Below are 26113 nucleotides of genomic sequence, written 5' to 3'. Positions count from 1 at the left end.
ATGGCTGTCAAAACAAATATTGACATGGTGTCAATTATGCGTGAGGGGTTGTCCAACGGGCAGGGCGTGAAGTACAAGCGCCTGTCCGATGTCATGGAACGGGGCATCCTCGAAGGCTTGATTGAACCAGGACGAAAACTGCCGCCCCATCGGGTGCTTTCCGACAATCTGGGTGTGACGATCGGCACCATCAGCCGGGCCTACGGCGAACTGGAGCGCCTGGGGTTGGTGGTGGCGCGGGTTGGTGACGGTACTTTCGTGCGCAAGCGTGGGATGGAGCGCCAGCGCGATGAGGGTTTTCGCAACTTCAGCGAAGAACCGCGCCAGTACTTCGACATGAGCCGCAATATGCACATCCCCGGTCAGGAAACCGTGTTCCTGGCCCAGAGCTTCCAGACCCTGTCGACCAACGCCAAATTCCTCCAGGACATCAGCGCCTACACCCCGGACGCCGGCCTGCCGCGCTACCGTGAAGCGGGCGCGCAATGGCTGGTGCAGCGTGATTTTCATCCGATCCCCGAGCAGGTCATCTGCGTCAATGGCGGCCAGCACGGCTTGCTGTGCTCAATGATGGCGCTGTTGCGGGCCGGCGATACGGTGGTCACCGAGCAACTGACGTATCCAGGCCTGATTACCGCCGCGCGGATGCTGGGTATCCGGTTGATCGGCCTGGAGATGGATGAAGAAGGCGTGCTGCCGGGCGCGCTGGATGAAGTCTGTCGAAATCACCGGGTTTCAGCGCTGTACTGCACACCGACGATCCAGAATCCGACCACGGCGGTACTTTCGGTGGCGCGCCGCGAAGCCTTGGTCAAAGTGTGTCGCGAGCACAACCTGCTGATTCTTGAGGACGAGGCCCACGGTGTACTGGTCGAGGACCGGCCGCCGCCCCTCAGCCATTTCGCCCCCGAGCGTACGATTTTGATCAGCAGCCTGAGCAAAGCCGTATCGGCCGGGCTGCGTGTGGGTTATGTGCACGCGCCACCGGCGTTGGTCAGCCGTATTTCGGCGGCGCTGCGTTCGACCTGCTGGATGGCTACGCCCGTCACCTTGGAGCTTGCTACCCAGTGGATCGAAAACGGTACGGCGGAGTACCTGCTGCGCCAGCAGATCAACGAAATCAGCCGGCGCAAGGCCCTGGTCCGTGACCTACTGATCGGCCTGGAGTACCGCACCCACCTCAACAGCCCGCACTTCTGGATTGAAGTACCGGAGCCGTGGCGGGCGTCGGAAATCGAGGCGGAGCTCAAGCAGAATAATTACCTGATTGCCACCGCCGAGGCGTTTGCGGTCGGGCAGACGGCGGTGCCGCAATTTATTCGGGCGAGTATCTGCAATACGTCGGGAGATGACCAGCTGTTGCGGGCGGGGTTTGATGCGTTGGCGACGGCGTTGGGGCAGGGGGGAGGGAGGTTTCAGTTGTAGGCCTTGATCCTTGTGGTGAGCGGGCTTGCCCCGCGCGAGGCAAGCTCGCTCACCACAAGGTAATAGGCAGACAACATTATTTGAAGCGCCGCTCCACGCCCTTCTCCACCAGAATCTTCGCCGAAATCTCTTCCACCGAAAAATGCGTGGAATTGATGTGCGCAATATTCTCGCGACGGAACAGATTTTCTACTTCTCGCACTTCGAACTCGCACTGCGCATAGCTGGAATAGCGGCTGTTGGGCTTGCGTTCATTGCGGATCGCCGTCAGCCGATCCGGATCAATGGTCAGCCCGAACAGCTTGTGCGAATGCGCGCGCAGGGCGGCCGGCAGCGTCAAATGCTCCATGTCGTCCTCGGTCAGCGGATAGTTGGCCGCGCGGATGCCGAATTGCATGGCCATGTACAGACAGGTGGGCGTTTTGCCGCAGCGGGACACGCCCACCAGGATCAGGTCGGCCTTGTCGTAGTAGTGGGTGCGGGCGCCGTCGTCGTTGTCGAGGGCAAAGTTCACCGCCTCGATACGCTCCATATAGTTGGAGTTATGGCCAATGGAATGGGACTTTCCTACCGAGTACGACGAATGTTCACTCAGCTCTTGTTCCAGTGGCGCGAGGAACGTCGAGAAGATGTCGATCATGAAACCATTCGACGTTGCGAGAATCTCACGAATGTCTTGATTGACGATGGTGTCGAAAATGATCGGACGAAAACCGTCTTTTTCGGCCGCCAGATTGATTTGTTGTACCATGGCCCGCGCTTTATCCACGCTGTCGATGTACGGTCGCGTGAATTTGGCGAAGGTAATGTTTTCGAACTGCGCGAGCAGGCTTTGACCCAATGTTTCGGCTGTGATGCCGGTGCCGTCGGAGATAAAGAAAGCAGATCGTTTCATTTGAGCCCTGGGCCTTAAGCTGATGGCGAATCTTGGATATGATAGGCGCGATTTTGCCGTCCCGCAGTGGGCCGCATTCTCACTTATTTTCCAGGTCCAGGCCACAAGCGCTGGCACTCGCTCCTACTGAGCAGCTGGCGTCCTGAGCTTTTCCAACACAGTTAGTGGAGAGATCACCTTGGTAGAGTACGTAGTTTCCCTCGATAAGCTCGGCGTCCATGATGTAGAGCACGTGGGGGGCAAGAACGCATCCCTCGGCGAGATGATCAGTAATCTTGCAGGCGCTGGTGTGTCGGTGCCCGGTGGTTTCGCCACCACGGCCCAGGCTTACCGCGATTTCCTCGAACTGAGCGGCCTCAACGCTCAGATCCACGCCGCGCTGGACGCCCTGGACGTCGATGACGTCAATGCCCTGGCCAAGACAGGCGCCCAGATCCGCCAATGGATCATGGAAGCCGAGTTCCCCGAGAAGCTCAACGAAGAAATCCGCACCGCCTTCGCCGCGCTGTCGGCCGGTAACCCGGACGTCGCCGTTGCCGTACGCTCCTCTGCCACCGCCGAAGACTTGCCGGACGCTTCCTTCGCCGGCCAGCAAGAAACCTTCCTGAACATCCGCGGCGTTGAAAACGTGATCCGCGCGGCCAAGGAAGTGTTCGCCTCGCTGTTCAACGACCGCGCCATTTCCTACCGTGTGCACCAAGGTTTCGACCACAAGCTGGTGGCCCTGTCTGCCGGTGTGCAGCGCATGGTGCGTTCGGAAACCGGCACTGCTGGCGTGATGTTCACCCTCGATACCGAATCGGGCTTCCGTGACGTGGTGTTTATCACCGGCGCCTACGGCCTGGGCGAAACCGTCGTCCAAGGCGCGGTCAACCCCGACGAATTCTACGTACATAAACACACCCTTGAAGCCGGCCGCCCGGCCATCCTGCGCCGCAACCTGGGCAGCAAGGCCATCAAGATGATTTACGGCGACGAGGCCAAGGCCGGTCGCTCGGTGAAAACCGTTGAAGTCGACAAGGCCGAACGCGCGCGTTTCTGCCTGACCGACGCTGAAGTCAGCGAACTGGCCAAACAAGCGATGATCATCGAAAAGCATTACAAGTGCCCGATGGACATCGAGTGGGCCAAGGACGGTGACGACGGCAAGCTGTACATCGTGCAGGCCCGTCCGGAAACCGTGAAAAGCCGCACCTCGGCCAATGTCATGGAACGCTACCTGCTCAAAGAAACCGGCACCGTGCTGGTGGAAGGCCGTGCCATCGGCCAGCGCATCGGCGCCGGCAAGGTGCGGATCATCAAGGACGTGTCCGAAATGGACAAAGTCCAGCCAGGCGACGTGCTGGTATCCGACATGACCGACCCGGACTGGGAACCGGTGATGAAACGCGCCAGCGCCATTGTCACCAACCGTGGCGGGCGTACCTGCCACGCGGCGATCATCGCCCGTGAACTGGGGATCCCTGCGGTGGTGGGCTGCGGCAACGCGACCCAACTGCTCAAGGACGGCCAGGGCGTGACCGTGTCCTGCGCCGAAGGCGACACCGGTTTCATCTTTGAAGGCGAGCTGGGCTTCGATATCAAGCAGAACTCCATCGATGCCATGCCGGACTTGCCGTTCAAGATCATGATGAACGTCGGCAACCCGGACCGTGCCTTCGACTTCGCGCAGTTGCCGAACGCCGGCGTGGGCCTGGCCCGCCTGGAGTTCATCATCAACCGCATGATCGGCGTGCACCCCAAGGCTCTGTTGAACTACGACGGCCTGCCGTTGGATATCAAGGAAAGCGTCGACAAGCGTATCGCGGGCTACAACGACCCGGTGGGCTTCTACGTCGAGAAGCTGGTGGAAGGCATCAGCACCCTGGCGGCGGCGTTCTACCCGAAAAAGGTCATCGTGCGTCTGTCGGACTTCAAGTCCAACGAATACGCCAACCTGATCGGCGGCAAGCTTTACGAGCCGGAAGAAGAAAACCCGATGCTGGGCTTCCGTGGCGCCTCGCGCTACATCAGCGAAGCGTTCCGTGACTGCTTCGAACTCGAATGCCGCGCCCTCAAGCGCGTGCGCAATGAGATGGGCCTGACCAACGTCGAGATCATGGTGCCGTTCGTGCGCACCCTGGGCGAAGCGAGCCAGGTGGTGGACTTGCTGGCTGAGAACGGCCTGTCCCGTGGTGAGAACGGCCTGCGCGTGATCATGATGTGCGAGCTGCCGTCCAACGCCATCCTGGCCGAAGAATTCCTGGAGTTCTTCGACGGTTTCTCCATCGGCTCCAACGACCTGACCCAACTGACCCTGGGCCTGGACCGTGACTCCGGGATCATCGCTCACCTGTTTGACGAGCGAAATCCTGCGGTCAAGAAGCTGCTGGCCAACGCCATCCAGGCCTGCAACAAGGCCGGCAAGTACATCGGTATCTGCGGCCAAGGCCCTTCCGATCACCCGGACCTGGCCAAATGGCTGATGGAACAGGGCATCGAAAGCGTCTCGCTGAACCCCGATTCCGTGCTGGAAACCTGGTTCTTCCTGGCGGAAGGCCAAGCGTCCGCCTAAGATCGTCACGTCAAAAGTGCCGGTCACCCTTCGTGGGTGACCGGCATTCTTATCTGTACAGGGCGGGCATCCTCGCGGACGCCGCCCTTTTTTGTGCAAGAGCATTATGCAAAGCAGCAGCAACCTGTTTCCCGTCGCCCTGATCAGCGCTGAACGTCGTGGCGACCTGAGTGAAGACGTGTATCGCCTCAAACCCGGTAACAGCCCCGACGGCACCGTCGAGCTGGCGGTTACCCGTTTAGGCCTGGCCGACGTCCCGGAAAACCGGGGCATGCCAGTTATTTTATTGCACGGCAGTTTTTCCAACCGGCGCTTCTGGTATTCGCCCAAGGGGATCGGCCTGGGCGCTTACTTGGCGCGCGAGGGGTTTGATGTCTGGATCCCGGAAATGCGCGGTCATGGCCTGTCCAAGCGCAATCATGACTACGCCCGCAACCGCGTCGCTGACTATGCACGTTACGATTTGCCGGCCATCGGCGCATTCGTGCGTGAACAAAGCGAGCAGATTCCTCACTGGATTGGCCATTCCCTGGGTGGCACCAGCTTGGCAGCGGCGCTAGGCGGTCAGCACCTGGGCACGCCGGCCGTGGCTTCGGTGGCGCTGTTTGGTTGTCAGGTCAGTCGCACCCATTGGCCGTTGAAACTGCCGCCAGTGGAGTGGACCGGCCGCTTGCTGTTGAAGCGCTTTGGCGAAGTGTCCGGCTCGCGCCTGAAACGTGGCCCCGAGGACGAACCGGCGGGGGTGATGATCGAAGCCATGCGCTGGAATGGCCTGTTTGGTCGCTTTGGCGAAGGTAAAAACGATTGGTGGAAAGGCTTGGCAGAGGTCGATGTGCCGCTGTTGGCGGTCAGTGCAGCCGGGGATCATCAAGACCCCGACTGGGCCTGTCGCAAGCTGTTCGAGCAAGTCGGCTCCGAGCACCGTCAGTACCTGTGCCTGGGCCGACAGCAAGGCTTTACAGGGGATTTTGGGCATGTGGAAATGCTGGTGAGCAAAGCCGCCCAGGCCGAAGTGTGGCCATTGGTGGCGCAGTGGCTGAAAGATCCGCTCACACCATTGTCCGGTGCGCAGGCGCAGGTGTTGGCCACGGTTTGACGCAGCGCTCTGCCAAGGGCGTTTCGCTCGTGTGTGGTTGCGGCTAAGATATGACGCGTTAAACGCTTCTGGTCATATTCAGTCGCGCAGTGGCTATTGCGTTGCGGCGAGGCGAATGGGATGTTTCGCACCTGCTCTGGCTGGCGCTTCTTTCGAAAGACACCTCTTTGACGGAAAGGAATTTTTCAATGAACCATTACGTGACCCCCGATCTGTGCGACGCCTACCCGGACCTGGTGCAGGTGCTCGAACCGATGTTCAGCAACTTCGGCGGCCGGGATTCCTTCGGCGGCGAGATCGTCACCGTCAAATGCTTCGAAGATAACTCCCTGGTCAAGGAACAAGCCGATCAGCCGGGTGCCGGCAAGGTGCTGGTGGTCGACGGTGGCGGCTCCCTGCGTCGGGCGCTGCTGGGCGACATGATCGCCGAGAAAGCGGCGAAAAACGGTTGGGAAGGGCTGGTGATCTACGGTTGCATCCGCGATGTGGACGTCATTGCCCAGACCAATCTGGGTGTACAGGCCTTGGCCAGCCATCCGATGAAGACCGACAAGCGCGGTATTGGCGATTTGAACGTGGTTGTTACTTTCGCGGGTGTGACCTTTCGTCCGGGTGAATACATCTACGCCGATAACAATGGCGTGATCGTTTCTCCCAGCCCGCTGAAAATGCCCGAATAAGACAGGAGTAAGGATGTTCGAGGAAGAAAACGCGCAATGGGGCCTGGTGCATGCCCTGGTGCTGGACGGTAAAGGCGGTGCGCGTTCGATTGCCCGGACAGAGCTCGACGACTTGCAACTGCAGCCCCAGGAGAGCCTGTGGCTGCATTGGGATCGCAGCCATCCGCAAACCCAGACGTGGCTGCGCAAATCCAGCGGTTTGAGCGAATTTGCCTGTGACTTGTTGCTGGAAGAGAACACCCGTCCGCGCCTGTTGCCGCTGCCGGACTCGGAATTGCTGGTGTTCCTGCGCGGGGTCAACCTAAACCCCGGTGCGGAGCCGGAAGACATGGTCTCGGTACGCATCTTTGCTGCCGCCAGCCGCGTGATTTCCCTACGCCTGCGCCCGTTGCGCGCCACTGATGAACTGTTGGTGCAACTGGCGGACGGCAAGGGGCCTAAGACCGCGTCGGAACTCATCCTTTATATGGCGCAGTACCTGACCAATAAAGTGCAGGATCTGGTCTCCGACCTGTCTGAAATCGTCGATATCGAGGAAGAAAAACTCGATACCGACGAACGGTATACGCCGGAACATGGCAGCGTGTTGCAGATCCGTCGACGAGCGGCTGGGCTGAAGCGATTTTTGGCGCCGCAGCGGGATATTTTTGCCCAGCTCACGCGAATCAAATTGCCGTGGTTCTGTGACGACGATGCCGACTACTGGAACGAATTGAACAACAGCCTGACCCGCTACCTGGAAGAACTCGAATTGACCCGGGAGCGCGTGGGGCTTGTGCTGGAGGCCGAAGACCGGCGTTTGAGCGTGCGTATGAACCGCACCATGTATCGCTTCGGGATCATCACCGGAATCTTTCTTCCGATGAGTTTTTTGACTGGTCTGCTGGGGATCAATGTGGGCGGTATTCCGTTCTCCGCCAGCCCCTATGGATTCATGGTGGCATGCCTGTTAATGGTCTCGGTTGCACTCGGACAATGGTGGCTTTTTCGACGATTGCGCTGGGTTTGAGCTGAATATGACCTGAACGTACGTACGGTCCTATGTGACCTCAAGAATTTTACCCTCGTCTTTTAAATCACTTGCGAGAGGTCTTTATGCACGATCCGTTCGAACAGTCTTTGCGTGACATGCTCAATGCCTCGCCGTCCAACCGCGACGACGATGCCTGCCTGGGCCGCGTGTTGAAAACCGCCAACCGTCAGGTCGGTGCGGGTGACCTGTTCGGTCTGCTCGGCCGCTGGCTGCCGGCGTTGATGATGGCCCTGAACAACGGTTCGGCCCATGTATCGCCGGTTTCCCGTCGTAAACCTCTTGCTCGCACTGCTGATAAGGCTGATTGAATATGGAACTTGATCTCTGGACTCAGAGCCTGGTCACCGCGATGACCGCATTGTGGACCAAGGTGGCGAACTTCATTCCCAACTTGTTTGGTGCCCTGGTCCTGGTATTGCTGGGCTTTGTCGTGGCCAAGCTGCTCGACACCCTGCTGTCCAAACTGCTCGCAAAACTGGGCCTCGATCGCCTGATGGCGGGCACCGGACTGACCAAGCTGCTGGGGCGTGCCGGGCTGCAAGTGCCGATCTCTACCTTGATTGGCAAGATCGTTTATTGGTTTGTTTTGCTGATTTTTCTGGTTTCTGCGGCTCAATCCCTTGGACTTGAGCGAGTTTCAGCTACGCTCGACATGCTGGCGCTGTATTTGCCGAAGGTTTTTGGCGGCGCGCTGGTGCTGCTGGTAGGCGTTTTGCTGGCGCAACTGGCCAATGGGCTGGTGCGCGGTGCCGCTGAAGGCGTGGGGCTGGACTATGCTGCGGGCCTGGGGAGAATTGCCCAGGGCCTGGTGATTATCATCAGTATTTCGGTCGCGATCAGCCAGTTAGAGGTCAAGACTGACCTGCTCAACCATGTGATTGTGATTGTTTTGATTACCGTTGGTCTGGCCGTTGCGCTGGCCATGGGCTTGGGAAGCCGGGAAATTGCCGGTCAGATTCTTGCGGGAATCTACGTGCGTGAGTTGTATCAAGTGGGGCAACAGGTGCGTGTGGGCGAGGTCGAAGGGCAAATCGAGGAGATCGGCACAGTCAAGACGACGGTGCTGACCGATGACGGCGACCTGGTGTCGCTGTCCAATCGGATTCTCCTGGAACAGCAGGTCAGTAGCCGCTAATCCGGCAAACCCTGCTAATGTACGCCGCCGCTGGCCCGGCTGACCGGGTTGTGGCGGACATTGACCTGACTGTCGGCACGACTTGTTTTGAATAAAGCCCAAACGCTGTCCACGCGCTATGACCCCCGTGAGCTCTCTGATGAGGAGTTGGTCGCGCGCGCACACACGGAGCTGTTTCACGTAACTCGCGCGTACGAAGAATTGATGCGCAGATATCAACGCACTCTGTTCAACGTTTGTTCAAGGTATTTAGGGAACGATAGAGATGCGGATGATGTCTGTCAGGAAGTGATGCTCAAGGTGCTGTACGGCCTGAAGAACTTCGAGGGAAAATCGAAGTTCAAGACGTGGCTATACAGCATCACGTACAACGAGTGCATCACGCAGTATCGGAAGGAACGGCGAAAGCGTCGCTTGATGGACGCGTTGAGTCTGGACCCCCTTGAGGAAGCGTCTGAAGAGAAGGCGCCGGCACCCGAGGAGAAGGGCGGACTTGATCGCTGGTTGGTGTATGTGAACCCGATTGACCGGGAAATTCTGGTGCTACGATTTGTCGCAGAGCTGGAATTTCAGGAAATCGCTGACATCATGCACATGGGTTTGAGTGCTACAAAAATGCGTTACAAACGTGCTCTTGATAAATTACGTGAGAAATTTGCGGGCGAGACTGAAACTTAGTGCGTGGCAAATATCTCTTACGTGTAGGCAAGTTCTGTTAGACTTGTCGCCGAGTTGTCCCCCGGTTTGTGGGACTGCTTTACAATCACCAGATGGGGATTTAACGGATGAAACTGAAAAACACCTTGGGCTTGGCCATTGGTTCTCTTATTGCCGCTACTTCTTTCGGCGTTCTGGCACAAGGCCAAGGCGCAGTTGAAGGCGAGCTGTTCTACAAGAAGCAGTACAACGATAGCGTCAAGCACATCGAAGACGGCTTCAATCCTGGCGCTCGCATCGGTTACTTCCTGACCGACGACCTGTCCTTGAACCTGTCCTACGACAAGACCAACCACACCCGTTCGAACGACGGTACTGGTAACCAGAAGATCAAAGGCGATACCGGCAGCCTGGTTGCCCAGTATCACTTCGGTCAAGCTGGCGTAGACAGCCTGCGTCCATACGTTGAAGGCGGTTTCGGCCACCAGAGCCGTACTAACGTTCAAGCTGACGGCCACAGCGGTCGCGACCAGACTACCTTCGCTACCGTTGGTACTGGCGTGAAGTACTACTTCACCAACAACCTGTACGCTCGTGCCGGTGTTGAAGCTGACTACGGTCTGGACAACGGCAAGTGGGACTACTCCGCACTGGTCGGCCTGGGCGTAAACTTCGGCGGTAACGCTGGCGCAGTTGCTCCAGCTCCTACCCCAGCACCAGCTCCAGAGCCAACTCCAGAGCCAGAAGCTCCAGTTGCTCAGGTTGTTCGTGTTGAGCTGGACGTTAAGTTCGACTTCGACAAGTCGGTTGTTAAGCCTAACAGCTACGGCGACGTTAAAAACCTGGCCGACTTCATGGCTCAGTACCCAGCTACCAACGTAGAAGTTGCTGGTCACACTGACTCCGTCGGTCCAGACGCTTACAACCAGAAGCTGTCCCAGCGTCGTGCTGACGCTGTTAAGCAAGTCCTGGTTAAAGACGGCGTTGCTCCTAGCCGCATCACCGCGGTAGGTTACGGCGAATCCCGCCCAGTTGCTGACAACGCAACTGAAGCTGGTCGTGCTGTTAACCGTCGCGTAGAAGCGTCGGTAGAAGCTCAAGCTCAGTAATTACTGAGTGGTAGAAAAAAGCCCGGCTTAGGCCGGGCTTTTTTTCGCCTGGAATTTGCCTCAGGCAGTAGCTGCTGCGAGGTATGCGGCCTGTTCGCTGCCGGCGACACGGCCGATCACCAGGATTGCCGGGCTCTTCAAGGCAAATGCCTGTGCATCTTCATGCATACGCCATAGTTCGCTGCGGCATTCCCTTTGCTGGGGCAGCGATGCATTCTCGATCATCGCCACCGGCATATCCGCCGCCATTCCGCCGTCGAGCAGTTGCTGGCGGATTTCCTCCAGTTTCGCCACGCCCATGTACACCACCAACGTAGTCCCGCCCTCGGCCAGGGCGCGCCAATTCAGGCGGCTGTCGTCCTGGGTATGCGCCGTGACCAAGGTCACGCCACGACTCACCCCACGCAACGTCAACGGCACCGCGCAATTCGTCGCGCCCGCCAGGCCTGCGGTAATACCGTTGACCAATTCCACCTCGACACCCTGTTCACGCAGCCACATCGCCTCTTCGCCGCCGCGTCCGAAAATGCACGGGTCGCCGCCTTTGAGCCGCACCACGCATTTGCCCTGGCGCGCATAGCGCAGCATCAGGCGGTGGATAAAGTCCTGCGGGGTCGACCGGCAGCCGCCGCGTTTGCCCACTGTGACCACGCGCGCGTCCGCGCAATGTTCCAGCACTGCCGGGTTGACCAAGTCATCGATCAGCACCACATCGGCCTCACGCAGGGCGCGTACCGCCTTGAGGGTCAGCAGTTCCGGGTCACCCGGACCCGCGCCTACCAGCCAGACTTTTGCATTCATAGGGTGTTCCTCGTCCAGGGATGACGTCAGCGGTGAAAGAGTGAGTACAACAGCACCAGATTGATCAATAACGAGAGCAGCGCCAGCGTGCGCCAGACCTTCATGGGCTCCCGCTCCAGCAAAGGCCGGGGGCGAATGCTCATTTCCTGGCGGTCAGCCTGTTCCAGTACGCGCAACCACTCTTCGGCGGTTTCATAGCGATGGGCGGGTTGGGCCGCCACGGCCCGTTCCAGGCTGAGGGGCAGCCAATCCGGCAGGTCGGGACGGTAGCGGCTGGCGCTGACAGGCTGAGTAAACCGGGGCCGTTGGAAGGCCTCGATTTCGCCGTAGGGGTAATGTCCGGTCAGCAGGTAATACAAGGTAACGCCGACGCCGTATAAATCCTGTTGGGCCGTAGGACGCTCGCCGTTGAAGGCTTCAGGTGCAATAAAGCTGGGCGTGCCTGGCAGCGCATGAGCGCCGTCTTCCGACAGGCCTGGGCAATACGCCAGGCCGAAATCCAGCACTCGCAACTCTCCGTCGTCTCCCAGCAGCAGGTTTTCCGGCTTGATATCGCGGTGCAGGATCTGCCGCCGATGCAGCATGCCCACAGCCCGCAGCAGACGCTCGGCAATCGACTGCCATTGCGCCAAGGGCAAAGGGCCTTGATGTAGGAACAGTTCGGCCAGGGTCTGGCCGGAATATTCACGCATCACGTAGTACAAATGCTGGCGCCCGCTGCCGGCATGGACTTCAGGGAATGCCCGCCCCGCAACCCGACGCAGAAACCATTCCTCCGACAGCAAGGCTTGGCCGGCATCGTGATCGTCGTCACGGCTCAACGGCAGGGTTTTCAACAGCCAGGGTTGTTGCTGGGCATCGCGCACCCGGTAAAGCAGTGACTGCCGGCTTTGCGCCAACACGCTCTCCACCTGCCAGCCTTCAAAGTGCTGCCCGGCTTTCAACAGCGGTGGCAGTGGCCATTGCTGCAACTGTACCAGCGCATCGCCGAGCGTGGCTGCGCCGAGGGCGTCGACACGTACCAACAGCGCGCTGGCATTGTCCTGGCTACCCGCAAGGTGTGCGGCGTTGACTAGGGTGTTGACCGCCACATCCAGGTTGGTTTGTTCGCGCAAAATCGCCTGGATACTGTGATCGCCCAGCGTTGCCCACACGCCATCACTGAGCAGTAGGAAACATTCGCCTTCACGCAACTGGCCATCGAGAAAATCCACCACCAGATGTTGATCCAGGCCAAGGGCGCGCTTGAGCACATGCTGCATGCCCGGTTGCTCCCAGACGTGATCCTCGGTGATGCGCTGCAATTGGCCGTCGAGCCAACGATACGCTCGGCAATCGCCGACATGCGCCAGGGTGAAGCGCTGGCCGCGAAACACCAGCGCACTCAGGGTGGTCAACAGAGGCTGACCACCACCATTGGCTTGCAACCAGCGATTCTGTGCCAGCAGCAAACGCTCCAGGGCCTGAGCCACGCCCCAGGTTTGCGGCGTGGCGTAGTAATCCAGGGCGAGGGCCTGCAAGGTCGAGCGCGCGGCCAGGCCGCCGTCGGCGCACTGGCTCACGCCGTCGGCGATGGCGCACAGGTAGCCCTTGCTCGCCGCCAGTTCGGCCACGGGTGTGACCACCCGCAACGCGTCCTGGTTTTCCGCCCGGGGGCCAATGGCACTGGCTTGGGCGACGCTCAGTTGCAGGCTCATCAGACCCGCGCAGCCGTCACGGCAGCCGAGCCCCAGGTGGTTCTCCAGCGACGCTTCACGCCGTGCAGGCCGAACCAGGCCAATACGCCCAGGCTGGCGAACAACCACAACGCCATCTGATAGCTGCCGGTACTTTGTTTGATCGCGCCCATGCCGGCTGCCAGGGCAAAGCCGCCGATACCGCCAGCCATGCCGATCAGGCCGGTCATCACGCCGATCTCACGGCGGAAACGCTGCGGCACCAATTGGAACACTGCGCCATTTCCTGCGCCGAGACCCAGCATGGTGCAGACGAAAAGCGCCAGCGCTGCGTAGGAACTCGGCAGGTTGAAACCCACCGCCGCGATGCAGATCGCCGCCACGCTGTACATGCCCAGCAAGGTTCGAATCCCGCCGAAGCGATCCGCCAACGCGCCACCCAGCGGGCGCATCAGGCTGCCGCCGAACACGCAGGCGGCGGTGTAGTAGCCGGCTGTCACCGGGCTCAGGCCGTATTGGTCATTGAAATAGCCGGGCAGGGCGCTTGCCAGGCCGATAAAGCCGCCGAAGGTCACGCTGTAGAAAAACATGAACCACCAACTGTCCCGGTCACCCAGGGCCTTGAAGTAGTCGGCCATGGACTTGGCCTTCGGGCGTTCCGGGGCATTGCGTGCCAGCCAGGCAAAGACGATCAGGGTCAGCACCAGGGGGATCAGCGCGAAGCCGAACACGTTGCTCCAGCCAAAGGCGGCCGCCAATACCGGTGCCAGCAACGCGGCGAACACTGTGCCGGAGTTACCCGCACCGGCGATACCCATCGCCTTGCCCTGATGTTCAGCCGGGTACCACTGGGAGGCCAGTGGCAGCGCGACGGCAAACGATGCACCGGCCATGCCGAGGAACACACCCAGCAACAGCGCTTGTTCGTAGCTATGGATCCCGAGTTTCCAGGCGCCGAACAGGGCGCAAATCACAATCACCTGGCCAATCAGGCCTGCCGTCTTGGGCGACAACTTGTCCGCCAGCATACCCATCAAAAAGCGCAAAATCGCACCCGCTAGGATCGGCGTTGCGACCATCAGGCCACGCTGCTGAGTGGTCAGGTGCAGGTCGGCGGCAATCTGTATCGCCAAGGGGCCCAGCAGGTACCAGACCATGAAGCTCAGGTCGAAATACAGGAACGCGGCAAACAAGGTCGGGGTGTGCCCGGATTTCCAGAAGCTTGATTTCATCACGCACCTCAACGGTTGGGAGTCTTGTAAGAAGGCCAAAACGAAAAAACGCCGCCACCGGGTTCGCGAGGGCAAACCGGGTGTGCGACGTCTTTGTCGGGGAGGGGCAACCGCCGTTGGCTACCTGTGGTGAATGCTTAGCAAGAGCTGCGCCAAATCAGCCGAGCAACTCGCTCATGGCGATAATCTGCTCCGCCACCTGGATCAGCTTCTGCTGGCGGCTCATGGCCTGGCGGCGCATCAGGGTGTAGGCCTCTTCCTCGTTGCAGTCCTTCATTTTCATCAGCATGCCCTTGGCCAACTCGATACGTTTGCGCTCGGCCAACTGCTGGTCGCGGGCTTGAAGCTGCGCGCGCAAGGCCTGATCGCTTTCGAAGCGGGCCATGGCCACATCAAGGATCGGCTGCAGGCGCTGGGCCTGGATGCCTTCGACGATGTAGGCGCTGACGCCGGACTTGATCGCCTGGCGCATCACGTTCGGGTCGTGTTCGTCGGTGAACATCACGATGGGCCGGGGTTGGTCACGGCTGACCAGCACCACTTGCTCCATCACATCGCGCCCCGGTGACTCGGTATCGATCAAGATCACATCCGGGCGCACCGTTTCGACGCGTGCGGGCAGGTCAATGGTCAGGCCGGACTCGTCGATCACGTCAAAACCGGCTTCGATCAGCGCAGTCTTGAGTCGGCCTACCTTGCGTGGGGTGTCGTTGATCAGCAGGATTCGCAACATGGAGGTCCTCCTGTCAGCGCAAGGCTTGGCGGTGGGTCGGATCGGCCAGCGCATGCAGCCGGAAGCTGCGGGCATAGCCGGCGGGGTCGGAACCGTCCCAGATTTTGCCGTCGATCAGTTGGCTGCTGCGCATGTCCTGGTCGTTCGTGGCGATCCCCAGTCCATCGGCGGCCTGGCGATACAGCGCCAGTTGCTGCACCTGGCGCGCAACACCGAGGTAGTCGGGGTCTTCGCGCAACAGACCCCAGCGCCGGAACTGGGTCATGAACCACATGCCGTCAGAGAGGTAGGGGAGGTTGACCTCGCCGTCGGCAAAAAAACGCAGCGCGTGGGGATCCTGCCACTGATTGCCCAGGCCGTCGTCATAGATCCCCAGCAGGCGCGGCTCGATGCAGTCGAGCGGGGCATCGAGGTATTCGCGGCCACTGAGCAGTTGTGCGGTGGAGCGGCGGTTTTCGCGGCTTTCTTCGATAAACCGACTGGCTTCCAGGATTGCCCTCACCAGCACGCGGGCCGTGTTCGGGTTTTGATCCACGAACGCCTGGGTGCAGCCGAGCACCTTTTCCGGATGATCCGGCCAGATAGCCTGGGTCGTCGCCAGGGTAAACCCTTGGTTCTGTTTGACCGCGCTGGCGCACCAGGGCTCGCCGACGCAAAACCCATCGATGCGCCCGGCTTGCAGGTGCGCAACCATTTGCGGTGGTGGGACCACTACGCTGTCCACATCCTGTAATGGATGAATGCCCTGGCTTGCCAGCCAGTAATACAGCCACATCGCATGGGTGCCTGTGGGAAATGTCTGGGCGAAGGTCAGTTTTGTTCGGCTTTGGTGCACGTGGCGATCCAGTGCCTCAGGAGTGATCACCCCCTGTTGTTGCAAACCGTGGGACAGGTTGATGCTTTGGCCGTTCTGGTTGAGCCCCATCAGCACGGCCATGTCGGTGGGCGCGACACCACCGATACCCAGGTGCACGGCGTAGATCAGCCCGTACAGGCTGTGGGCGGCGTCCAGTTCGCCGCTGACCAGTTTGTCGCGCAGGTTGGCCCAGGACGATTGGCGCTTGAGGTTCAAGGTCAGGCCATAGGGTTGCGCGAAGCCCTGGGTGGCCGCCACCACCATCGAGGCGCAGTCACTCAAGGCCATGAAGCCCAGGTCGAGGCTGCCTTTTTCCGGTGCATCACTGCCGTTGACCCAGGCCAGCGGGTCGTTCATCGGGCTGTTGCCCACCGAATCGTTCATCTACACCTACCTTTTCTTCCAAAAAAAAGCGTCGTTCCCTCAGATGGCGATGTAAGCCAATGCGGGTAACGACGCCTTTGTCCGTAAGCTCGCTCCGCCTTTGGTGCGTGCTCTGATACAGAGTTCATAGCAAGGCACATGCCACGGCCGAGTGGACCTGGAGACTCATCAACTTTCCATCAAGATTGAAAGCGGGCGGGCTCTCAGTATGGCGACTCTCCCACTGCCAGACCGCCGAGGAACGCCCACGGTGTACGCCGAAGTCCCAGCAACGATGCCTCGCCTCTGGCTATACCGTCGACTGTTGTTTGTCGCGCTGCTCTTGATCAACACGCGGGCCTGGGGCGAGCTTTACCAAGCGCAGGACCAAAGCCTGCATACCGTGTTCACTGCGCTGTCGGTGCCACTTGGGTTGCCCATCGTTGTGAGTCGCGAAGTCGCACGCAAACGCCTCAGCGCAGCACTGGATTTCGATGCGCCACAACAGGCCCTGGAGGCGCTTGCACTTGAGCAAGGGTTGATCTGGTACAGCGACGGGCAAGCGCTGCATGTCTATGACGCAGGCGAAGAAAAAAGTTCTGCGGTGACCTTGCGGCATATCTCGGTCGACAGGCTACGTAGCCTGATGCGCCGCTCCGGCCTCGATGAATCACGTTATCCATTGCGTGAAAGTGGAGCGCGCACGTTCTATGTGTCCGGCCCACCGAATTATATCGACCAGGTACTGCGCCTGGCTCAGTTGATGGACCGCAAAAGGGCTGACTTGCGAGTGGGCGCTCAGTCCTTTGCCGTCGTCCAAGTGCTCAATACCGATGTGGTGGATCGACAGTACGGCACGCGCGACAACCCGGTCACCGTGCCGGGGATGGCGACGATGATCGAGACCCTGTTGGCCAGCGAGCAAAAGGGGTTGCTCTCGGACAAGAGCCTGGGCGTGATCGCGTACCCGGACAGCAACAGCCTGTTGATCAAGGGCAAGCCGGCCCAAGTGAGTTTCATCCAGAAACTGGTGGCGGAACTCGACGTGCCCAAGCGAGCGATCGAGGTCTCGCTGTGGCTGGTGGATGTTGAACGCGATGAATTGAAGAAACTGGGCCTGGACTCGGATGAAGAACCGAAGGCGTCGACCACGCGAGTCTTGGCCCCCTTGGACGATAGCCTCCTCATGGCAAAGGTCGCTGCATTGGAGCGTCGCCGACGAGCGAAGGTGGCGACGTTGCCGGTGATTCTCACCCAGGAGAATGTGCCGGCGGTGTTCCAGGACAACCACACGTTTTACATGCCGCCCCGCGGAGACAATCGCGCCGACTGGAAACCGCTGCGTTATGGCACCCAGGTCAGCGTGCTGCCACGTTTTGCGCAGGGTAACCAGATTGAAATGCGCCTTGAGGTGGACGAAGGGCGCCAGATGAGTGAGGCGGGGCAGCGTGAAAAAAACGCGGCGGTGGGGCGGGTGGGTATCAACAGCGTGGTCCGAGTGCCTCAGGGCAGACGCCTATGGCTGGGTGCGTTTCAGCGGGAATCTGAAGGGCGGGGGGCAGGTCGTCCAGCCCAAGTACGCCTGTTTGTGATCCAGGCCAGGGCGGTGGGCAGCGAGTTGAAGGGGTTGGAAGAGGCAGGAGGGCCACCACCCCTGACTGCGGCGCAATACGAGCGTGTCCAGCGTGCATTTGTGCGACCGCAGCGCGATGTCTCACCGTAAACAAGGTGTTAACTCATGCATCTGGAAATTCTTCTACAGGAACAACTGATCAGCCGCAGGCGGCTGGCTGCCTTTGCGCCCGGAAAGGTGTTGCCGCTGATGCCGGAGATCATCCATTGCGTGGAGGTTCGGGTGAATGGGCAATTGTTGGCGTTGGGCGAGTTGGTGCAATTGGAAGACCGGCTAGGGGTTGAGTTGCATGAGGTATATCAGGCGTGGCTGCCTGTCGAAGAGGGATAGCGAAACGTCTTACAGCATGTTTTCAAAAGCCGCTGGATATATGGGTTTTTTCCTAGCGTGAGTCGTGAGCCGGTTTTTTATAGTCGTGACATGGGCACATGAGTCAGTGATTGAAATGAGGACGTCAATGTCAGCAGTTGGATGCCGAGGTAACCATGGCCGTCATGGATGATGGAGGGACGGCGGTTTCCCTGGTGTTTGCGCGTTGGACCCTGCATGACCACGGTCGCCTGACGGGCGAGGGGTCGGATGTCCAGTTACCCCCTAAGGAGTGGCAAGTATTACGGCTGCTGTTGGTCTCTGATGGTACGTTGATGACCAAGGATCGCTTGCTCGAACTGGGCTGGCCGCAGGGAGAGGTTGCCGAGGAGTCGTTGACGCGCTGCATCTACTCGCTGCGTAAATACCTCGGTGCCGATAAGGGGTTTATCAAGACGATCTACGGTCGGGGATATCGTTTTACCTGTCCGGTGAGCACGGTGTCGGGGCGTGCGCAACAGGTGTGTTCGGCCTGCGGCCAAGTCAGCCAGGGGTTGTTGAAGCGTGGTTAGGTTGTGGAGCACGGGCTGGGTGTTGGGTGCCATGATGGTCAGTCAGCAAGCGTTGGCCTACTGTTGGAAAGAGGCCGCGACGCAATACAACATCGAGCCGGAGTTGCTGCAAGCGATCGCGGTCGTGGAATCGGGTAATCGTGCGCAAGCGATGAATCATGCCAACCGTAATGGCACCCGAGACATCGGCCTGATGCAGATCAACAGCATTCATCTGCCACGCTTGCTCAAGCAGGGCATTACCGAGGATCGCTTGATCAATGAGCCCTGCCTGTCGGTTGAGGTGGGGGCTTCGATCCTGGCCGAGTTCATCCAGCGCTTTGGCTACAACTGGACGGCAGTGGGTTCCTACAACGTGGGGACAGGCACCGGGCCCGAGCGCGAGGCGTTGCGCATGCAGTATGCGCAGAAAATATGGGCGTATTACGAGCAGTTGGTCGCGCACCGTTACTGACGATTGAGGTTCACGCCTCGCGCGCTACCTGTCACCCCGGCTATAATCGCCGCCACCTTTCGCCGCCACCGAGTCTAGCCCGCCCATGTATACCCTGGCCCGCCAGCTGTTGTTCAAACTTTCCCCGGAAACTTCCCACGATCTGTCCCTGGACCTGATCGGTGCCGGTGGACGCCTGGGGCTCAATGGCCTGGTATGCAAGGCACCGGCGAAAATGCCGGTCTCGGTGATGGGGCTCGACTTCCCCAACCCGGTCGGGCTGGCGGCCGGTCTGGATAAAAACGGTGCGGCCATCGATGGCTTTGCGCAGTTGGGTTTCGGTTTCGTCGAAATCGGCACCGTGACCCCACGACCACAGCCGGGCAACCCCAAGCCGCGCATCTTCCGCCTGCCGGAAGCCGAGGCGATCATCAACCGTATGGGCTTCAACAACCTGGGCGTTGATCATCTGCTGTCGCGGGTTCAGGCGGCGAAGTACAAGGGCATCCTCGGTATCAATATCGGCAAGAACTTCGATACGCCGGTCGAGCGTGCCGTCGATGATTACTTGATCTGCCTGGACAAGGTTTACGCCCACGCCAGCTATGTCACGGTCAACGTCAGTTCGCCCAACACCCCGGGCCTGCGCAGCCTGCAGTTCGGTGATTCCCTCAAGCAATTGCTCGAAGCCCTGCGCCAGCGCCAGGAAGACCTGGCCGTGCGCCATGGCAAGCGCGTGCCGCTGGCGATCAAGATTGCCCCGGACATGAGCGACGAAGAAACCGTATTGGTCGCCCAAGCCCTGGTGGACGCTGGCATGGACGCGGTGATCGCGACCAACACCACCCTCAGCCGCGTAGGTGTCGAAGGCTTGGCCCATGGTGACGAGGCGGGTGGCCTGTCGGGCGCGCCGGTGCGTGAGCAGAGCACCCATATCGTCAAGGTGCTGGCCGCCGAGCTGGCTGGACGTTTGCCGATCATCGCCGCAGGAGGCGTCACCGAAGGCAAGCACGCTGCCGAGAAGATCGCCGCGGGTGCCAGCCTGGTGCAGTTGTACTCTGGGTTTATCTACAAGGGCCCGGCGTTGATCCGCCAGTCGGTGGACGCGATCGCAGCATTACCGAAACAGTAGGAGTCCGGCTTGCCGGCGATGGTGTATCCAAGATCAACGTCGATTCCTAAGGCCTCATCGCCCGCAAGCCGGCTCCTACAGGCCCATTAAAAAGGGCTCCATTAAGGAGCCCCCTGGGCCGAAGCCCGCCGCCCGGATAGGACGTGCGTGGTTAAGTCGTTACATCTTCATCGGTGGTGATGTCGGAATGAGTTGCCCTTGATTAGCCGACGGCGTGAAGTTCGTTGAGTCTGTGGATTCCCGCAGTGCCAGTCATACCGTCCCAGTTGTCGCCGCGTCCTTCTCGCCAGCCGTTGATCCAGGCTTGGCGTACCGACGGTAGAGTAAATGGGCAAAGCTCACGGGATTTGCCATGAACGCCATATTGATATCCGCGTAAAAATGCTCTTTCCAACGGATCACGCTTAAGTCTTCTCATAGGGTGTTTCCCTCACTTGTTGACTGTCTTGATATCCTTCGGCCCCGCGTAGGGCCGGGCAGAGTTTTTCTGCCGTTGGTGGGCTCGCTGCCGGCGTGGCGAGCCTGTGTGTCGGCGTCGTTACGGCGCCAACCTGTGTTGAGTTCTAACCAATAGGTCACATGGATTCAATGATCGTTTTGTCATAAGCACGTAACGATAACGATGCTATAGCCATAAGCTGGGATGGCTTTTCGCCCCATTTATCTGGCAAAGCCAGCTATGATGCACCCTGCAAAGAGGATGGGTTTAATCCTTTAGTGAGAATGTCCGCTCGTTGCAGTCGGTTATTATTCGACGAAGGGTCGGAATATTTCTTTTTGTTACAGCTAATTGTTTATCTGCCCCGTCAATAAAGGCCCAAGGGCCTGTCGGACGGGGTGGGACGGCACATTCGTGCCCCGCGAGCACTCTTCAAGAAAAGTGCTTGATTGAAAACCGAGCCGGCGATGCGTCGCCCGTTCATTTATTGCTGAAAAGCCTGGAATGCCCCATGTCGGACCGTTTTGAACTCTTCCTCACCTGCCCCAAGGGCCTCGAAGGCCTGCTGATCGAGGAAGCCGTCGGGCTTGGCCTTGAGGAAGCCCGCGAGCACACCTCGGCCGTGCGCGGTATGGCCGACATGGAAACCGCTTACCGCCTGTGCCTCTGGTCGCGCCTGGCCAACCGCGTGCTGCTGGTGCTCAAGCGCTTCCCGATGAAGGACGCCGAAGACCTTTACCACGGCGTGCTGGACATCGAGTGGGCCGACCACATGGTGCCGGACGGCACCCTGGCCGTTGAGTTCAGTGGTCACGGATCGGGCATCGACAACACCCACTTCGGCGCGCTGAAGGTCAAGGATGCGATCGTCGACAAGCTGCGCACCCCGACTGGCGAACGCCCGTCCATCGACAAGATCAACCCGGACCTGCGCATCCACCTGCGCCTGGACCGTGGCGAAGCCATCCTGTCCCTCGACCTGTCCGGCCACAGCCTGCACCAGCGCGGTTACCGTCTGCAGCAGGGCGCGGCACCGTTGAAGGAAAACCTGGCCGCCGCGATCCTGATCCGTGCCGGCTGGCCGCGCATTGCGGCTGAAGGCGGCGCGCTGAGCGACCCGATGTGCGGCGTGGGCACCTTCCTGGTGGAAGGCGCGATGATCGCTGCCGACATGGCGCCCAACCTGAATCGCGAACTGTGGGGCTTCACCACCTGGCTGGGTCACGTCCCGGCGCTGTGGAAGAAGCTGCACACAGAAGCTACTGAACGTGCCGCCATCGGCATGAACAAGCCGCCACTGTGGATCCGAGGCTACGAAGCCGACCCACGGTTGATCCAACCCGCGCGCAACAACATCGAACGCGCAGGCCTGAGCCATTGGATCAAGGTGTACCAGGGCGAAGTCGGCACTTTCGAGCCGCGTCCGGACCAGAACCAGAAAGGCCTGGTCATCTGCAACCCGCCGTACGGCGAGCGTCTGGGTGACGAAGCCAGCCTGTTGTACCTCTACCAGAACCTCGGCGAGCGTCTGCGCCAGGCCTGCATGGGCTGGGAAGCGGCGGTGTTCACCGGTGCGCCGGACCTGGGCAAGCGCATGGGTATCCGCAGCCACAAACAGTATTCGTTCTGGAACGGCGCGTTGCCGTGCAAGCTGTTGCTGATCAAAGTCAATCCGGACCAGTTCGTCACCGGCGAGCGTCGTACCCCGGAACAGCGTCAGGCTGAGCGTGAGCAAGCCGCTTACGATCAAGCCCCGGCTGAGCCGCAAGAGCGCCAGTACAACAAGAACGGCAACCCGATCAAACCCGCTCCGGCCCCGGTGGTCGAGCAGGCGCGCCTGAGCGAAGGCGGGCAGATGTTCGCCAACCGCCTGCAGAAGAACCTCAAGTTGCTGGGCAAGTGGGCCAAGCGCGAAGGCGTGGATTGCTACCGTGTGTACGATGCCGACATGCCGGAATACTCCATGGCAATCGACCTGTACCACGACTGGGTCCACGTGCAGGAGTACGCTGCGCCGAAATCCATCGACCCGGAAAAAGCCTCCGCGCGTATGTTCGATGCGCTGGCGGCGATTCCCCAGGCGCTGAACATCGACAAGAGCCGCGTGGTGGTCAAGCGTCGCGAGCGTCAGAGCGGCACCAAGCAGTACGAGCGCCAGAGCGCCCAGGGTAAGTTCACCGAAGTCAGCGAAGGCGGCGTGAAGTTGCTGGTCAACCTCACCGACTACCTGGACACCGGCCTGTTTCTCGACCACCGCCCAATGCGCCTGCGCATCCAGAAAGAAGCCGCCGGCAAGCGCTTCCTCAACCTGTATTGCTACACCGCCACCGCCAGTGTGCACGCGGCCAAAGGCGGCGCGCGCAGCACCACCAGCGTCGATCTGTCCAAGACCTATCTGGACTGGGCGCGTCGCAACTTCTCCCTCAACGGTTTTTCCGACAAGAACCGCCTGGAGCAGGGTGATGTGATGGCGTGGCTGGAGGCCAGCCGCGATGAGTTCGACCTGATCTTCATCGACCCGCCGACCTTCTCCAACTCCAAGCGCATGGAAGGCATCTTCGACGTGCAGCGCGACCACGTGCAGTTGCTCGACCTGGCCATGGCGCGCCTGGCACCGGGCGGCGTACTGTATTTCTCGAACAACTTCCGCAAGTTCGCGCTGGAGGACAACCTCAGCGAACGTTATGCGGTCGAGGAAATCAGCGACAAGACCATCGACCCGGATTTTGCGCGCAACGCGAAGATCCATCGGGCGTGGAAAATCACCGCACGCTGATCGCTGCACCAAAAAGCCGCAAGCCTGGATTATTCCGGGCTTGCGGCTTTTTTACGCTGGTCAAACACAGGGCCGATGGCTATAACTTAAGGCCTAGCCAAAGTGACACCCCCCGCACGCTGGCGTTGTGAGTGTTGCCTATGCCGTTGCAAGCCGTACGCCCGAAAATCCTAGGCTTTATCAGTGAGCAGGCGTCGGCTTGGCTGGTGGCATTGGTAGTGTTACTGGCAGGGTTTGCCTTGACGGCGGTTGTCGCCTGGGCGGCCGCCGACCTCTATCAGCAACAGGTGCGCCAGCGCTTTCAATTGCTGGTCAATGAGCGCTACACCCGCCTGCAGGAACGTTTCGAAGACCAGGAGCAACGGCTGAACAGCCTGCGGCGCTTCTTCGTCAATTCCGATGATGTGTCCCGCGAAGAATTCGACGGTTTTGCCCAGCCTTTGTTGTTGCGCGCCCGTGCGTACTCATGGGCGCCACGGGTGTACCGCGAGCAGCGCAGCCAGTTTGAGCAAGACGTCTCCCGCCAGCGCGGCCTGCCTTTCGTGATCCGCGAACTGAATACAGCCGGTGAGCTGGCCCCTGCGCCCCAGCGTGAGGAATACGTGCCGGTGCTGTACAGCCAGACTCAAAGCCTGTTGGGCGCGCCCCTTGGCTTTGATCTTTTGGCCCAGCCCTTGCGGCGTTCAACTCTTGAGCGTGCGCAAAAGACCGGCAAGCTGGCGGTGTCCCAGCCTATGCAGTTGGTGGGAGTGGAGCCGGCCTATGCCACCGGGGTTTTACTGGTCGCGCCGGTGAGTCAGCTGCCCACCTCCGATCAGTCGCAGAACGAGCCCTACGGCTATGTGATGGCAGTGATCAGCATGCGCCAGCTGGTGGCCGACGGTCTGCCCAAGCCCGAGCGGGACAACCTGGTGATGCAGATCATCGACACGTCCGACCTGCAGAAACGCGTGCTCTTCGAATCCAGCAATGACGTCGGCAGCAGCGACCTGGTCGGTGCGCGTCGTCTCACGCTGGGTGACCATGTGTACGCCTTGAAACTGCGCCCCAGCCAGGTGTTCGACCAGGCCAACCATTCCTCGCTGAACACCATCCTGACCATGGGCTGCCTGCTCAGCCTGCTGCTCAGTGCCTTGCTCTATGTGCTGGTAAGCCAGCGTCAGCGCGCCGTGAAGCTGGTGGAGCAGCGCACTGCCCAGTTGCGCCTGCGTGAACAGGAACTGCGCGGTGCCCATGGCCAATTGCGCAGCGTGCTGAACGCCGCGACTCAGGTGGCGATCATTGCCACCGACCTGCGCGGCGTCATTAATACCTTCAACGCCGGCGCCGAGCAGATGCTGGGTTTCAAGGCCGAGCACGTGGTAGGCACGCACACATTGGAGAGCCTGCACCTGGCGTCGGAGCTGGAAGCGCGCGCGGCCAGCCTGAGTGTGGCGTTGGGCAAGCGTATTCCCGCCAGCCAGGCGATGCTGGTGGAAAGCCCGGACACCCTGCACGAAGCCCGCGAATGGAGCTTGATCCGCGAAAACGGCACTCAGTTGACCGTGAACATGCTGGCCACGGTGTTGCTGGACGACCATGGTTTGTGGATCGGCCACTTGGCGATTTACCTGGACATCACCGAACAGAAACGTGCCTACGAGGCCTTGGCGGCCCGCGATCGCCTGCTCAAGAAGCTCAGCGCCCATGTGCCCGGCGGGATCTTCCAGTTCACCCTGGAGCCCCAGGACAACTGGAAATTCATCTACGCCAGTGACGGCATGCGTGACATCTATGAAATCGAACCCAAGGTATTGCAGCAGGATGCGAATAAAGTGTTCGAGCGCATCCACCCGTTGGATGCGGAGCGGGTGCGCGCTTCGATTCGCTTGTCAGCATTGCAGTTGAGCCATTGGCGCGAGGAATACCGCGTGTTGTTGCCGCAACGCGGCCTGCGTTGGATTCGTGGCGAGGCGACGCCGGAAGAGTTACCCGCAGGCGGTACGTTGTGGCATGGGTACGTGTCGGATATTTCCGATCTGAAGCGGGTGGAAGAAGAACTGCGTGCGCTGTCCATCACCGACGCTTTGACTGGCATTCATAACCGCCGCTATTTCCAGGATCGTCTCAAGGCCGAAATGGTGAGGCTCAATCGCACCTCGGGTAACTTGTCCGTGATCATGCTGGATATCGATCACTTCAAACGCATCAACGACCAGCACGGGCATGCCGTGGGCGATGGGGTGCTGCAGGAACTGTGCAAGCGCATCAGCCAGCGCCTGCGCCGCACCGATGTGTTCTGCCGCCTGGGCGGCGAGGAGTTCATGGTGCTGTGCCCGCACACCGATGGTGCACAGGCCTACAGCCTGGCGGTGGAGTTGTGGACGGCGCTGCGCAGTGCGCCGATGGAACCGGTAGGCATCGTCACCGCCAGCTTTGGCGTGGCCAGTTGGCGGGTGGATGAGGGCATTGACGGGTTGCTGCTGCGCGCCGACTCGGCCGTGTATGTGGCCAAGCAGGCGGGCAGGGATCGGGTGGAAGTTGTGGCGAGGGAGCTTGCTCCCGTCGGACCGCGCAGCGGTCCCGTGCAATAAA

At 60.1% G+C, this 26113-nt stretch carries 23 protein-coding genes; 16 read left to right on the top strand and 7 right to left on the bottom strand.

The genetic code is table 11. The annotated features are described in order from the left end of the window. Window positions 1-1425 (top strand): aminotransferase-like domain-containing protein, encoded by a 1425-nt coding sequence (locus tag RB216_RS21700; RefSeq protein ID WP_016979259.1) that lies wholly within the window; start codon window positions 1-3, stop codon window positions 1423-1425. A 76-nt stretch (window positions 1426-1501) separates the two neighbouring features. Here the strand turns inward: RB216_RS21700 and ppsR are convergent, their stop codons facing one another. Next, window positions 1502-2320, bottom strand: coding sequence for a posphoenolpyruvate synthetase regulatory kinase/phosphorylase PpsR (ppsR, locus tag RB216_RS21695; RefSeq protein WP_003193298.1), 819 nt, complete (start codon window positions 2318-2320; stop codon window positions 1502-1504). A gap of 178 nt (window positions 2321-2498) precedes the next feature. Here ppsR and ppsA point away from each other — a divergent pair, with 178 nt between their 5' ends. The 8 genes from ppsA to RB216_RS21655 all read left to right on the top strand — a co-directional run bounded on the left by ppsA (window position 2499) and on the right by RB216_RS21655 (window position 10584). Continuing rightward, window positions 2499-4874 (top strand): phosphoenolpyruvate synthase, encoded by a 2376-nt coding sequence (ppsA, locus tag RB216_RS21690; protein ID WP_028617515.1) that lies wholly within the window; start codon window positions 2499-2501, stop codon window positions 4872-4874. Between the two features lie 106 nt (window positions 4875-4980). Next, window positions 4981-5970, top strand: coding sequence for an alpha/beta fold hydrolase (locus RB216_RS21685; RefSeq protein WP_068935367.1), 990 nt, complete (start codon window positions 4981-4983; stop codon window positions 5968-5970). A gap of 188 nt (window positions 5971-6158) precedes the next feature. Next, a complete protein-coding gene (gene rraA, locus RB216_RS21680) occupies window positions 6159-6650 on the top strand; it encodes a ribonuclease E activity regulator RraA (protein WP_308907858.1) in 492 nt (163 codons plus the stop codon). 13 nt (window positions 6651-6663) lie between these two features. Continuing rightward, window positions 6664-7659: a divalent cation transporter CmaX gene (cmaX, locus tag RB216_RS21675; protein ID WP_308907857.1), complete on the top strand. Its 996-nt coding sequence runs from the start codon at window positions 6664-6666 to the stop codon at window positions 7657-7659. A gap of 86 nt (window positions 7660-7745) precedes the next feature. After that, window positions 7746-7991 carry a hypothetical protein gene (locus tag RB216_RS21670; RefSeq protein ID WP_005790375.1) on the top strand — a complete coding sequence of 82 codons (246 nt, stop codon included), beginning with the start codon at window positions 7746-7748 and terminating at the stop codon, window positions 7989-7991. Window positions 7992-7993: 2 nt separating this feature from the next. Further along, complete coding sequence (locus RB216_RS21665; protein ID WP_003175519.1) at window positions 7994-8818, top strand: mechanosensitive ion channel family protein; 825 nt, start codon at window positions 7994-7996, stop codon at window positions 8816-8818. Window positions 8819-8905: 87 nt separating this feature from the next. After that, a complete protein-coding gene (sigX, locus tag RB216_RS21660) occupies window positions 8906-9496 on the top strand; it encodes an RNA polymerase sigma factor SigX (protein WP_003175518.1) in 591 nt (196 codons plus the stop codon). Between the two features lie 107 nt (window positions 9497-9603). After that, on the top strand, window positions 9604-10584 hold the full coding sequence (locus tag RB216_RS21655) for an OmpA family protein (protein WP_010208496.1): 981 nt from the start codon (window positions 9604-9606) through the stop codon (window positions 10582-10584). Between the two features lie 60 nt (window positions 10585-10644). Here the strand turns inward: RB216_RS21655 and cobA are convergent, their stop codons facing one another. The 5 genes from cobA to RB216_RS21630 form a co-directional block, all read right to left on the bottom strand. Continuing rightward, window positions 10645-11385, bottom strand: coding sequence for a uroporphyrinogen-III C-methyltransferase (gene cobA, locus RB216_RS21650; RefSeq protein ID WP_028617511.1), 741 nt, complete (start codon window positions 11383-11385; stop codon window positions 10645-10647). Window positions 11386-11411: 26 nt separating this feature from the next. Then, window positions 11412-13082 carry a bifunctional protein-serine/threonine kinase/phosphatase gene (locus RB216_RS21645; protein WP_068935025.1) on the bottom strand — a complete coding sequence of 557 codons (1671 nt, stop codon included), beginning with the start codon at window positions 13080-13082 and terminating at the stop codon, window positions 11412-11414. Next, window positions 13082-14293, bottom strand: a complete 1212-nt coding sequence (locus RB216_RS21640) for a nitrate/nitrite transporter (protein ID WP_016979267.1) — start codon at window positions 14291-14293, stop codon at window positions 13082-13084. The genes RB216_RS21645 and RB216_RS21640 overlap by 1 nt, the downstream gene beginning before the upstream one ends. A gap of 157 nt (window positions 14294-14450) precedes the next feature. Continuing rightward, window positions 14451-15026: an ANTAR domain-containing response regulator gene (locus RB216_RS21635; RefSeq protein WP_028617509.1), complete on the bottom strand. Its 576-nt coding sequence runs from the start codon at window positions 15024-15026 to the stop codon at window positions 14451-14453. A 13-nt stretch (window positions 15027-15039) separates the two neighbouring features. Continuing rightward, entirely contained in the window at window positions 15040-16266 is a 1227-nt protein-coding gene (locus tag RB216_RS21630; protein ID WP_028617508.1) for a CmpA/NrtA family ABC transporter substrate-binding protein, read from the bottom strand. A gap of 274 nt (window positions 16267-16540) precedes the next feature. Between RB216_RS21630 and sctC the strand changes: the two genes are divergently transcribed. The 5 genes from sctC to RB216_RS21605 all read left to right on the top strand — a co-directional run bounded on the left by sctC (window position 16541) and on the right by RB216_RS21605 (window position 20324). Next, window positions 16541-17968: a type III secretion system outer membrane ring subunit SctC gene (gene sctC, locus RB216_RS21625; protein WP_028617507.1), complete on the top strand. Its 1428-nt coding sequence runs from the start codon at window positions 16541-16543 to the stop codon at window positions 17966-17968. Between the two features lie 15 nt (window positions 17969-17983). Next, window positions 17984-18208 carry a FliM/FliN family flagellar motor switch protein gene (locus tag RB216_RS21620; RefSeq protein WP_028617506.1) on the top strand — a complete coding sequence of 75 codons (225 nt, stop codon included), beginning with the start codon at window positions 17984-17986 and terminating at the stop codon, window positions 18206-18208. Window positions 18209-18363: 155 nt separating this feature from the next. Next, entirely contained in the window at window positions 18364-18759 is a 396-nt protein-coding gene (locus RB216_RS21615) for a winged helix-turn-helix domain-containing protein (protein WP_028617505.1), read from the top strand. A 31-nt stretch (window positions 18760-18790) separates the two neighbouring features. Further along, window positions 18791-19213, top strand: coding sequence for a transglycosylase SLT domain-containing protein (locus RB216_RS21610; RefSeq protein ID WP_308907856.1), 423 nt, complete (start codon window positions 18791-18793; stop codon window positions 19211-19213). 85 nt (window positions 19214-19298) lie between these two features. Beyond that, window positions 19299-20324: a quinone-dependent dihydroorotate dehydrogenase gene (locus tag RB216_RS21605; RefSeq protein ID WP_028617503.1), complete on the top strand. Its 1026-nt coding sequence runs from the start codon at window positions 19299-19301 to the stop codon at window positions 20322-20324. Between the two features lie 202 nt (window positions 20325-20526). On the opposite strand, the gene rmf is transcribed toward RB216_RS21605, so the two are convergent. Next, on the bottom strand, window positions 20527-20742 hold the full coding sequence (rmf, locus tag RB216_RS21600) for a ribosome modulation factor (RefSeq protein ID WP_002553055.1): 216 nt from the start codon (window positions 20740-20742) through the stop codon (window positions 20527-20529). Between the two features lie 532 nt (window positions 20743-21274). On the opposite strand from rmf, the gene rlmKL reads away from it, so the two are divergent. Next, window positions 21275-23539, top strand: coding sequence for a bifunctional 23S rRNA (guanine(2069)-N(7))-methyltransferase RlmK/23S rRNA (guanine(2445)-N(2))-methyltransferase RlmL (gene rlmKL, locus RB216_RS21595; RefSeq protein WP_236320262.1), 2265 nt, complete (start codon window positions 21275-21277; stop codon window positions 23537-23539). Between the two features lie 140 nt (window positions 23540-23679). Continuing rightward, window positions 23680-26112, top strand: a complete 2433-nt coding sequence (locus RB216_RS21590; RefSeq protein WP_122687265.1) for a sensor domain-containing diguanylate cyclase — start codon at window positions 23680-23682, stop codon at window positions 26110-26112. Window position 26113: the final 1 nt, after the last annotated feature.

Origin of the sequence: Pseudomonas canadensis, from assembly GCF_030980095.1 — a bacterium.
GTDB lineage: Bacteria > Pseudomonadota > Gammaproteobacteria > Pseudomonadales > Pseudomonadaceae > Aquipseudomonas > Aquipseudomonas canadensis.
Note: the sequence above shows the minus strand (reverse complement) of the source record. Positions and strands in the feature narration are given on the sequence as shown.